The 11,350-nt window shown below is 61.4% G+C and carries 9 protein-coding genes and 3 tRNA genes; 8 read left to right on the top strand and 4 right to left on the bottom strand.

What is annotated here, in order from left to right; genetic code table 11:
• The first annotated feature begins 16 nt into the window (after window positions 1-16).
• The 5 genes from ACB030_RS18850 to yjjG all read left to right on the top strand — a co-directional run bounded on the left by ACB030_RS18850 (window position 17) and on the right by yjjG (window position 2,819).
• Window positions 17-93, top strand: a tRNA-Met gene (locus ACB030_RS18850).
• 110 nt (window positions 94-203) lie between these two features.
• Window positions 204-280: transfer RNA gene (locus tag ACB030_RS18855), tRNA-Met, on the top strand.
• Window positions 281-389: 109 nt separating this feature from the next.
• A tRNA-Met gene (locus tag ACB030_RS18860) sits at window positions 390-466 on the top strand.
• A gap of 146 nt (window positions 467-612) precedes the next feature.
• The gene (locus ACB030_RS18865; RefSeq protein ID WP_371161917.1) at window positions 613-2,109 is read left to right on the top strand and encodes a leucyl aminopeptidase family protein; all 1,497 of its coding nucleotides are present in this window, start codon (window positions 613-615) and stop codon (window positions 2,107-2,109) included.
• Between the two features lie 29 nt (window positions 2,110-2,138).
• Complete coding sequence (yjjG, locus tag ACB030_RS18870; protein WP_371161919.1) at window positions 2,139-2,819, top strand: pyrimidine 5'-nucleotidase; 681 nt, start codon at window positions 2,139-2,141, stop codon at window positions 2,817-2,819.
• A 72-nt stretch (window positions 2,820-2,891) separates the two neighbouring features.
• Here the strand turns inward: yjjG and ACB030_RS18875 are convergent, their stop codons facing one another.
• The 4 genes from ACB030_RS18875 to elyC form a co-directional block, all read right to left on the bottom strand.
• Window positions 2,892-4,148, bottom strand: a complete 1,257-nt coding sequence (locus tag ACB030_RS18875) for an amidohydrolase (protein ID WP_371161921.1) — start codon at window positions 4,146-4,148, stop codon at window positions 2,892-2,894.
• Window positions 4,149-5,479: 1,331 nt separating this feature from the next.
• Window positions 5,480-6,451: a 6-phosphofructokinase gene (gene pfkA / locus ACB030_RS18880; protein ID WP_005326082.1), complete on the bottom strand. Its 972-nt coding sequence runs from the start codon at window positions 6,449-6,451 to the stop codon at window positions 5,480-5,482.
• Window positions 6,452-6,593: 142 nt separating this feature from the next.
• Window positions 6,594-7,349, bottom strand: coding sequence for a triose-phosphate isomerase (gene tpiA, locus ACB030_RS18885; protein ID WP_106886694.1), 756 nt, complete (start codon window positions 7,347-7,349; stop codon window positions 6,594-6,596).
• Window positions 7,350-7,484: 135 nt separating this feature from the next.
• Window positions 7,485-8,255 carry an envelope biogenesis factor ElyC gene (gene elyC, locus ACB030_RS18890; RefSeq protein WP_371161957.1) on the bottom strand — a complete coding sequence of 257 codons (771 nt, stop codon included), beginning with the start codon at window positions 8,253-8,255 and terminating at the stop codon, window positions 7,485-7,487.
• A gap of 144 nt (window positions 8,256-8,399) precedes the next feature.
• Here elyC and cmoM point away from each other — a divergent pair, with 144 nt between their 5' ends.
• The 3 genes from cmoM to mukE all read left to right on the top strand — a co-directional run bounded on the left by cmoM (window position 8,400) and on the right by mukE (window position 11,329).
• Window positions 8,400-9,176, top strand: coding sequence for a tRNA uridine 5-oxyacetic acid(34) methyltransferase CmoM (cmoM, locus tag ACB030_RS18895; protein WP_371161924.1), 777 nt, complete (start codon window positions 8,400-8,402; stop codon window positions 9,174-9,176).
• A 115-nt stretch (window positions 9,177-9,291) separates the two neighbouring features.
• Entirely contained in the window at window positions 9,292-10,611 is a 1,320-nt protein-coding gene (mukF, locus tag ACB030_RS18900) for a chromosome partition protein MukF (RefSeq protein ID WP_371161926.1), read from the top strand.
• A complete protein-coding gene (gene mukE / locus ACB030_RS18905) occupies window positions 10,592-11,329 on the top strand; it encodes a chromosome partition protein MukE (protein ID WP_371161928.1) in 738 nt (245 codons plus the stop codon). Before mukF ends, mukE begins: the two co-directional genes overlap by 20 nt.
• Window positions 11,330-11,350 lie beyond the last annotated feature (21 nt).

The raw sequence follows: 11,350 nt of genomic DNA on the forward strand, positions 1-11,350 counted from the left end.
GGACACACAATTCGGACGCGGGGTGGAGCAGCTCGGTAGCTCGTCGGGCTCATAACCCGAAGGTCGTCAGTTCAAATCTGGCCCCCGCAACCAACTATTTGTCCTCATGGCGCGGTCTTGCATCGCAGCGGTGAGACGAAGACGCAAACTGCTACTGCTCGGCAGCGTGCGGGAAAGGTCCGGCAACGGACACACAATTCGGACGCGGGGTGGAGCAGCTCGGTAGCTCGTCGGGCTCATAACCCGAAGGTCGTCAGTTCAAATCTGGCCCCCGCAACCAACTATTTGTCCTCATGGCTCGGTCTGTACCGCTGCGATGAGACGAAGACGCAAGCTGCTACTGCTCGGCAACTTGCGGGCAAGGTCCGGCAACGGACACACAATTCGGACGCGGGGTGGAGCAGCTCGGTAGCTCGTCGGGCTCATAACCCGAAGGTCGTCAGTTCAAATCTGGCCCCCGCAACCAACTTATTATCTTTTCCCCTTCTCTATATCCCTCTCGACTATCTCTTGTATCACCCTGATCCAGCACATTAATTTATGTGGTGGCGATCCTTTGTCCCATTTGTTCGGTATCATTCTGGCTTCTGTTCATGGATGAGGCCTCTCCCTGTGATGCACGCTTTCAACTACCTTCCCCCCAAGATAACCATGCAGACCCGCACCCTGAACGAGGTGATGGCGAGCGACATTCCCGTCAAACTGCTGCTGGTAGCCGAGACCGGGCGCGACGCCTTGCTGGCGCAGCCTGCCTTCGCCGGGGTGGCGTCCCAGATAGCCCTGGGTCTGCCGGCCCCTTACCGGCTGGCGGATGGCCAGGGCCTGCAGCTGGTGCTCTTCGTGGACTCGGCTCCCGTGCTGGATCACCGGCTCTACAAGCAGATCCGCACCTGGACAGCCCCCCTTGCGGGTCTCAAGGTGGCGCAACTGGCGCTGCACCTGGAGGGCTTCGATGAGGCGCCCCGGGCGCTGCTGGCCGAGCTGGTGCTCGCCGCCCTGCTGGCGGCCGATGTGCCGCTGCCCACCCACAAACGCGTCGACGAGGCGCCCATCGGCTATCAGAGCCTGACCCTGTCTCCCCCCTGCGTCCTGGATCTGGCCCGCATCGAGGCCGAGGCGCAGGGCAACGGGCTGGCCCGCCATCTGGCGGTACTGCCCGCCTCAGAACTCAATGCCGGCAGTTACCGTGCCTTCGCGCGGCAGCTGGCGCAGCAAGAGGGCTGGCAATGTCAGGAGTTCGACGAGGCGGCCCTCGCCAAGCTCGGTGCCGGCGCCTTCCTGGCGGTGGCCAGGGGCTCGGAGGACAACCAGGCCGCCATCGTCAGGCTCAGCTATTGCCCGGCCAATCCGGTGCGCCGCATCGCGCTGGTGGGCAAGGGGATCTGCCACGACTCCGGGGGCTATAACCTGAAAGTGGGTGGCAGCATGTATGGCATGCACCTGGACATGGGGGGCAGCGCGGTGGCGCTCGGGACCCTGCATGCCATCAGCCGGGCCAGGTTGCCCGTTGAGGTGCACTGCTGGCTCGCCATCGCCGAGAACCACATAGGCCCCAAAGCCTATCGACCGGGGGAGGTGGTGACCGCCCTCAATGGCACCACCATAGAGGTGGTGGACACCGACGCCGAGGGGCGCATGGTGCTGGCGGATGCCCTGGCGCTCGCGGCCCAAGGGGAGCCCGATCTGCTGATCGACTACGCGACCCTGACCGGTGCCTGCAAGCGGGCGCTCGGCAGCCGCTACAGCGGCGCCTTCACCAATCGCCCCGACTGGCTTCCCGAGCTGATACGCCTGGGACAGCAGAGCGGTGAACGGATCTGGCCCTTCCCGCTGGACGAGGATTTCGACGACAACCTCGATAGCGAGTGGGCCGATCTGTTACAGTGCGCCCCTGGTAGCTCGCCGGATCACATCGACGCCGCCCGCTTCCTCAGCCGCTTCGTGCCCGGGCAGACACCCTGGTTGCACCTCGACCTGAGCGGTTTTCGCAACAAGGGGGGCAACGGCGTGGTCGGCAGCGAAGTGACCGGGTTTGGCGTCAGGCTGTCGCTGACGCTGCTCGCCAGCCCGCTCGGCATGGCCGAGCCTGGCACCCAGGCCACGACATGAATCGCCAAGTACAACCAATGAGGACAAGCGTGAAACAAGCAAGCTATGACTGGGTGCTGTTCGATCTGGACGAGACCCTGCTCGATTTCCCGGTCGCCCAGGCACTGGAGCGCACCCTGCAGATCTATGGCGTGACGCCGACGCCCCCCAGGATGGCGGCCTATCACGAGCTGAACCACAGGCTGTGGCAGCAATACAATTCGGGCGAGATAGACGCCACCTGGCTGCAGCAGACCCGTTTTTCGATGTTTGCCGAGCAGGTGGACGTGGCGCCCATGGCGATGAATGACACCTTCCTGCAGCAGATCATCGCCCTGAGCATGCCGCTGGAGGGGGTGGAGGAGACCCTGCTGGCCTTGAAGAGCCGGGTCAGGATGGGGATCATCACCAATGGTTTCAGCCTGCCCCAGCGCGGTCGTCTCGACAAGCTGGGCTGGAACGAGTGGTTTGAGCCCCTCGTTATCTCCGACGAGGTGCAGGTGACCAAGCCGGCCGCCGCCATCTTCCAGCACGCCCTGGATCTGATGGGGCAGCCGAGCCCGGCGCGGGTGCTGATGGTGGGGGACAACCCCAAGACCGACATCGCCGGTGCCGCCGCCCAGGGGCTGGCGACCTGCTGGTACAACCCCGCCCGCCAGCAGGGGCCCTGCGAGGCGACCCACGAGATCCATCACTTCGCCCACCTCTCTGACATAGTGCTGGGACGCTGAGCCCGGCGTTAGGCGACTTCTCAGAGACAAGAAAGGCAGCCCTCGGGCTGCCTTTTTTCATCGCTGGCGTTCTCAGGTGCCGAGACGGCTGAGCAGCCAGGCCTCGAGCAGGGCGACGCCTGGGGCCAGCACGGCCTCGTCGAAGTCGAACTCCGGATGGTGGTGAGGCGCCGCCAGATTGGCCCCCAGAATGAGGTAGGCGGCCTCACCGCCGTGCTGCTGCACCCGCTCGATGAGGAAACCGGCGTCCTCGCTGGCGCCGAAACGGCGGCTGTGGATGGTTTCGAGCTTGAGCGCCTCGGCCAGCGGCACTATCTCCTCGAGCAGGGCCGGGCTGTTCTCTATGCCGATGGCTTCCCCCTGCTTGCGAATGAGGTAGCTGGCCCCCTGCATCATGGCAGCCCCTTCCACTATCTGCTGCACCTGGCCGAACATGTAGTCGTTGAGGGCCGGGGTCGCGCCCCGGGTCTCTCCCATCAGGCGGGCGTGACCCGGGATCACGTTGCGACCGCTGCCCCCATTGAGCTGGCCTATGTTGATGCGGGTCATGCCGTCCCGGTGGCGGGCAATGCCGAGCATGGCGGTGGTGGCCATGCAGGCCGCCGCCAGGGCGTTGCTGCCGGCGTTGGGCTCGAGCCCCGCGTGGGCGGCGCGCCCCATAAATTCCACGTCAAATTTTGTTGAACAGAGAAACTCGGTGGGATTGATCACCAGCTCGCCGCTGTTGGCATGAATGCCGATGTGCAGCGCCAGCAGGGCATCCACATCATCGAGCTGACCGCCCGCTGCCAGCGCCTTGCCGCCGCGACACCCCTCTTCGGCAGGCTGGAAGAAGAGCTTGATGCGGCCGTTGAGCCGCTCGGCCAGGGCGGCGATCCGCTCGGCCAGCACCAGCCCGATGGCGGTGTGGCCGTCGTGGGCGCAGGCGTGCATCCAGCCCGGGTTGGCGGAGTGCCACCCCTCCTGGCAGGGCTGGTGCGCCGGCTCCCGGCTCTCCTCCACCTCTACCGCATCGATGTCGAAGCGAAAGCCCAGGGTAGGGCCGGGGCGGCCGCTGTCCCAGACCCCCATCACACCGGTGATCTCGTCGATGCGGGCCAGCCAGTCGGGGTGGGCCCCCTGACGCAGGGCTCGCTCCTTCTGGGCTGCGACGTCGATCTCCCGTCCCATGATGAGGTTGCTGGCCAGCAGCTTGTCCCCCAGCATGACGGAGAAACCGAGTTCGGATAGGTGGTGGGCGATGATGGCGCTGGTGCGAAATTCACACCAGGCGGCTTCGGGGTGACGATGAAGGTCGCGGCGCCAGTGGCGCAGAGCATCCTGAGTCATGGTGATTCCTGCATGGCAAATCCAGCGGACATTGTGACGGTCAGGGGGGCAAGAGTAAATCCCGCACAGACAGATGCAGCAAGGGGAGCACTGAGGCTCCCCTTGCAAGAACGGCGATCATGTCGTTCGGGTCGTTAAATGCTCACAGATAGCCAATAAGTCATGACTGGCATCCTGTTCTTGCGCAAGCCTTCAAAAACCCACCTTTGCGGGTGTTTTTGCGGCCTGGTGGCGTTATCAAGACGCAGGGCAAGCCGCTGCCTGACCGATTAACCGCCTTAGAGCTGTGCCAGCGAGGGCAGAGAGACGGCAACCAGAGTGAAAAACACGGTAAAAACGGCGGTAACAACGAACTCTTTCATTATTTTGTCTCCCTTGGCTGACTGATGATGAGACCAAGATACCACAATGACTGGGGATAACAATGAAAAATGTATTTATGTGGCAAAATTCAGTTGGTGGCATCGTAATGCGGTGTTTTTGTAATTTCATGGCCGTTTTATCACCCATCCATGGGGTGGTGTATTTTTAGCATATTACGAATATCACTATATTGTTTATATACAGTAACTTATGGTTTTTCGTTTGCGTTTTTTGATGGGGTTTGTACGAGACTCTTTTTGTGATTATCAACTTTTGTGACGAAAAATGGCTGGGTGATGCGCCTGAAAGTGTCGCCAATGATGGGTTGGTTAGCTGGCAGTATCATTTCCCTTTTCCCATCACATTTATCTGGCCGTCATGGAGGAAACCCAGTGGGGGCGGTGCTTTATCGTCATTACCTCCCGGCTGAATTTCAATTCACAGAGGAAAACAGGGCAAAACAGCAGGCATTCGGCAGGAGAAAACCCGCGGCCCCGACCGCCGAGCCGCTCTTTTTGGACATTATTGGCTGCAGGTGTGAGCCTGCATCCACAGCTGCGCAGAGACAGGTTCCAGGCATGGGGCTGCTTGTTGTCAGAGGACGCAAGGGGCGGGGCGAGAGGCGCCCTGAGAAGCACTAAGGTCGGAGGTGTGCGGGTTCCAGGCCGAGCAAGCCTATGGCTGAAGTACGGGTAGGAGTGCAGGAAAGGCGAGGGGTGTGAAGGGGGCAAGCGTCTGCTGGAGAGGGGTGAAAAGACATAGAGGTGAAAAGAAAGAACGGAACGCAACAGTGCGCCTATATCCCCACCCTATCTGGCAGAAACGTAACAGGGGGCGGTTCGGCTGGCTCACGGACGGATCAGGGAGGGCAGTGGCCTGTGCCTGTCAGCAGGGACACTAATGCAGGCATAAAAAAACCCTCCGATGGAGGGTTTTTGTCATCAACAGCCGGTAAAAAGCCGAGTGGCTTAGAACAGGGTGGTGGAGAGATCGTACAGCTCCTGATCGAAGGGGCGCTTGAGGTTCTCGATGCAGTCGATGATGTCGTGGTGCACCATCTCGTTGCCCTGGATACCGACGCAGCGGCCACCCTGACCGGCCAGCAACTGCTCGACGGCAAAGGCCCCCATGCGGCTGGACATGATGCGATCGCGGGCGGTTGGCGAGCCGCCACGCTGGATGTGACCCAGAATGGTGGCGCGGGTTTCGCGGCCTGTCATGGCTTCGATGTCTTTGGCCAGGGCGTTGACGTCGGTGACGTGCTCGCAGATGGTGATGATGGCGTGCTTCTTGCCTTTGGCTTCGCCTTCCTTGATCTGTTGCAGCAGTTTCTCTTTGTCAAACGCCACTTCCGGCACGATCACGTACTCGGCGCCACCGGCAACGGCGGCGGACATGGCCAGATCGCCACAGTGGCGGCCCATGATCTCGACCACAGAGATGCGGTGGTGGGAGCTGCAGGTGTCACGCAGACGGTCGATGGCGTCGACCACCACGTTCAGGGCGGTGTCAAAGCCGATGGTGAAGTCGGTACCGGCGATGTCGTTGTCTATGGTGCCCGGCAGGCCGATGCAGGGGAAACCCTCTTCGGTCAGCTTCTTGGCACCCATGTAGGAGCCGTCACCGCCGATCACCACCAGGGCGTCGATGCCGTGTTTTTTCAGGTTCTCGATCGCTTCGGCGCGCACTTTCGGGTCCTTGAAGGCGGGGAAGCGGGCAGAGCCCAGGAAGGTGCCACCGCGATTGACCACGTCGGAGACGCTGTGGCGCTCGAGCTTGACGATCCTGTCCTGATGCAGACCGAGGTAGCCATCATAGATGCCGTAGACTTCCAGGCCATGATGCAGACCGGCGCGCACCACGGCGCGAATGGCTGCGTTCATACCCGGTGCGTCACCACCACTGGTCAAAACACCAATACGTTTGATTTGTTTGGTCATGAGTGCCTCTGGATCTGAGTTGTCGAATATCAATATCTGAAAATGGGGCCAGCCGTTTTTACTATATCGGCTTTCCTATGGAAGAAGGGGACCCATAGGAAAGCGATATCAAGAGAGGGGCCAGGCCCCTCTCTTGCGTCACTTACTGGGCGGCGCCAGCGATGATCTGGGAGAAGTCGTCCACTTTCAGGGACGCACCACCCACCAGGCCACCGTCGATGTCCGGCTGACCGAACAGATCGGCAGCGGTCGCGCCAGTGACGGAGCCACCGTACAGGATCTGTACTTTGGCAGCCACGGCGGCGTCGAAACCGGCCAGGTATTGACGGATATGAGCGTGAACGGATTGCGCGATTTCCGGGGTGGCAGTCTTGCCGGTGCCGATGGCCCATACCGGCTCGTAAGCCACCACGGCGTTCTCGAAGGAGGCGATGCCGCAACGGTCGATGACGGCTTTGAGCTGGGTCTCAACCACGTTTTTGGTCACGCCGGCTTCGAACTGCTCCAGGGTCTCACCGATGCACAGTACCGGGATCAGGCCGCCCTTCTGGATGGCTTCGTACTTGGCAGCTACCACGTCATCGGTCTCTGCGTGCAGGGTGCGACGCTCGCTGTGGCCGACCAGGGAGTAGGTGCAACCGAAGGCTTTGAGCATGGAGGGGGCGTTTTCGCCGGTGAAGGCGCCGGACTCGTGAACGTCGGCGTTCTGGGCACCGTAAGCAATCTTGCTGCCAGCGGTCAGCTGTTCAACCAGACCCAAAAAGATAACCGGCGGGCAGACGGCGACTTGCACGGAAGGATGAGCGGCAGCAGCCGGGGTCAGTCCTTTGATCAGAGCTTCGACAGAAGCTTTGGTGCCGTTCAGTTTCCAGTTACCCATTACCAGGTGCTGTCTCATCTTCTCTATCTCCTAGGCATTTGATTGCGCGACATTATATGAATTGAACCGAGCCCAAGATAGCTGACCCGGCGGCAAATGACGTAATTTTTTTTCGCTTTCCTGATCCAAATCAGGAATGCAAGAACCGATCGCTCATTCGTTAACCTGCCCCCGCAAACGGGCCCACCATACCCCAATCCACTCGTGAATGGCAGCCTCGGAATACATCAGATAACGCCCCTTGGGCAGGTAGCTGTAGAGGGGTTGCGCCACCTGACTCTGCTTGGCTGTGTAGTCGGTGGGGGCTGGCACCGCATCGAGTCCCTGGCCGCGATAGAGCGCCATGGCCCTGGGCAGGTGGGTGGCCGAGCTCACCAGCGCCACCCGCTTGCCCTTGAGGTGGGCGCTGATGCTGACCGCCTCGTCATGGGTGTCTTTGTTGTTTTCAAACAACGTCATTCGGGATCTTGCTATCCCGAGGGTCGTCGCCATGCGGGCATTGACCTCGGCATTGGAGAGGGGATCCCCCGACACATAACCCGAAAAGACCAGTTCGGCTTCTGGATAGGCCTGGGCCAGCCGTACCCCCTCCAGGGTTCTGGCGAGGGCTATGTTGTTCTGCCAGGAACGTTCGGGCACTGCCGGATCGCTCACATGACCGTTGCCGAGCACGACGATGGCCTCGATATCTGGATGCTGGCTTATCTCGAAGGGCGGATAGGTCTGCTCAAGTGAGCGGGCCAACTCATAGCTGACGGGTCTCATCCCCATCAGGGCGATGATCAGCAAGGAGAGGGTCGCCAGCAGCTTGCCGGTTTTCTGAAAGCGGGTGAACCAGAGGAGCAGCAACGCCAGCAGCAATAAGGAGAGGGAGAAGGGCAGCGGCATCAACAGCTGACCCAGCCACTTCTTGGCAACAAACAAGTTAAGCTCAAACACTGTGGTGTCGTCCTTGAGTTTTCAGCGGATCCGGGATGTGACAGAATACCCCTCTTTTTTCCTGTGGCCCAATCCTGTGTGGTTCCTCCTGCGAGCCCTCACGGCGGGGCGGCCGAAGATGAGTGTGTCTTGAAGCAAGATCAGAGTTTTGACGGGCGCGCCGACAAGTTCGCCCGCAACATTTACGACTCCACCAAGGGGCGCATTCGCACTGCCGTGGTGTGGAGCGACATCGAGGCCTGCCTGGCGCGCCTTGGCAACCGACCCCTGCGCATCCTGGATGCCGGCGGCGGCTTTGGCTACTTCGCCCAGAAGCTGGCGGCCATGGGCCACCAGGTGGAGCTGTGCGATCTCTCGGCAGAAATGCTGGCGCTGGCCCGCAGCCAGATCGCGGAAAAGGGGCTGGAAGACAGAATTCGTCTCATCCATTGCCCCATTCAGGATCTCAAGGCCCACGTGACCGGCACCTTCGATCTGGTGCTCTGCCATGCGGTGCTGGAGTGGCTCGCCGAGCCCCGCCAGACCCTGCTCGGTCTGTTCCCTTTCGTCAATGCAGGGGGCATACTGTCGCTGCTTTTTTACAACCGTCATGGCTTGCTGTTCCAGAGCCTGGTGGTGGGCAATTTTGACTATGTGCGCCAGGGGCTGAACAAGAAGCGTCAGACCGCGCTCACGCCCACCAACCCCCAGTTGCCGGAACAGGTCTATGACTGGATAGGCCGGGGGGGCCTCAAGATCATCGGCAAGACAGGGGTGCGGGTCATTCACGACTACATGCGCCACAAGCAGGAGCAGGTCGAGAAATTCGACGATCTGCTGGCCATGGAGCAGCACTACTGTCGTCAGGAACCCTTTGTCTCCCTTGGGCGCTACATCCATGTGATGGCCCAGAAGCCGGTCGGCTGAGATGAACCGGCGTGAATGTGATGCGGGATCAAGCCGCCGGGGCGCCACCGACCCCGGCCAATATCACCACGGCGGGCGAGTGACCCGTCGGTTATAACAACGAGATGATAACGTCATGATGAGTACATCCCGTACCCTGCCAGAGACGGTGGGATGGGTCAGACAGGAGGGCCTCTCCTTGAATCTGCCCACCGACAGGCTGGCCTTTCTGATTGCGATCAAGACGCTGTCCGAGGACGAGTCTGATCTCTCGGAGGCCGCGCTGCACGACGCCTTCGGCTATGTGAGCAGCGCCTTCGGCCAGATGGACGAGACCCTCTCCGGTCGCGCCAACAACGCCATCAACGATCTCATTCGCCAGCAGTTGCTGTCGCGCTTCACCACCGACATGGTGGCGGGGGAGAGCCTCTATCGCCTGTCGCGCCTTGGCATGAGCATCGTCGACTTCTTCCTGGAAAGCCGTCAGGTCGACTCCATCAAGCTCTCCATCCTGCTGGAACACCTGGCCGCCGAGCTCGACACCGCCCGCAAGGCGGCGCTTGAGACCAACACCCGCGAGCAGTGGGATGCAGAAGTGCTGCCGCGCCTCTCCTTCTCCCTGGAGGAGACGCTCGGTCGCATCGATCTCACCCAGCGCGCCATGGACGAGCAGCAGAATCAGGTCAAGAACGAGATTGCGGCCCTGCTGACCCAGAACTGGATCGACGCCATCCACAGCTGCGAGAAGCTGCTGCGCGAGACGGGCCAGACCCTGCGCGAGCTGCAGGATACCCTGGACGCCGCCGGCCACCGCCTGCAGGCGGGGCTGCTCAACATCCAGGAAGCGGCCCAGGGGCGCGACGATCTCCTCCACGTCGAGGAGCTGACCCATGCCCTGCAGGGGCGGCTCGACGTCATCACCTCCTGGGGTCAGCAGTGCATCGAGCTCTGGTCCCGCTATGACAGGCACGTCCACAAGTTCATCCGCAACGCCATCGACATGGACAAAAACCGCGCCTTCAGCCAGCGGTTGCGGGAATCCATCCGCAACTTCGAGCAGCACAACTTCTTGCTCAGAGTCGCCGAGGAGCCGCGCCTCTTGGAGCTGCGGGACGAAACCATCGCCATCCACGACGAGGAGGTGACCGGCGAGGTGCCCCTCGAGATGGAGTTCATGGAGATGGTGGACATCAACCAGGCGCTGGCGGAGCGCATCGAGCGTTATCTGGCCCGCTATCCCGAGCAGGGGCAGCAGCTGGATCTCGCCGACGTGCTGCGAGAATACCTGCTCGATTTCCCGGCCCACGCCCACTTCGACGTGGCGCGTCTGCTGATAGACCAGGCCGTGCGCCTCGGCCATGCCAGCGGTGAGCGCGAGCTGCACCGCCAACCCGCATGGAAACCCATTAACCAAGCTGGATCCAAGGTTCAGGCCTATGTCATTGATCAATTCTGAGTTTCCCTTGCCCCTGCGGCTCGCAGAGGCCATCGCCAACCCCTTGTTTCCGCGCATCGACACCGCCCTGCGCTCGGGGCGCCACATCAGTGCCGACGATTTCGAACAGCATTCGGCCCTGGTGGAGTTCCATGGCGAGCTCGAGATCTTCTACGGCCGCTATCAGGTCGAACTCATCAAGGCGCCTGAGGGCTTCTTCTACCTGCGCCCGCGTCCCAGCGCCGACATCGGCACCACAGTGCTCTCCGAGCTCGATATGCTGGTGGGCAAGGTGCTCTGTTACCTCTATTTGAGCCCGGACCGCCTCGCCTCCGAAGGGGTCTTCACCATGGGCGAGTTGCAGGAGGAGGTGCTCGGTCTGGCCGACGAGAAGCAACTGCTGCGCATGGTCAACAGCCGCTCCGGCGGCACGGATCTGGACAAGAAGAAGCTGCTCGAGAAGATCCGCACCTCCATGCGCCGCCTCAAGCGCCTCGGGATGATCACCGCCCTTGGCAACAGCGACAAGTTCAGGGTCAACGAATCCGTGTTCCGCTTCGCCGCCGACGTGCGCTCCGACGAGGATCCGCGCGCCGTGCAGCTGCGGATGATCCAGGAGGGGGAGGCCATCTTCCACGACGACGAGATGCCGAGCAGCGACTCGCTGTTTGAGGATATCGAAGAGGATCTGGATGAAGAGCAGCTGGAGCTGGAGGTGGAAGATGATCTGCAACGTTAATGTTCCGGCACCAATGGCGTC

The organism is Aeromonas sp. S16(2024) (assembly GCF_041403065.1).
Taxonomy (GTDB): domain Bacteria; phylum Pseudomonadota; class Gammaproteobacteria; order Enterobacterales; family Aeromonadaceae; genus Aeromonas.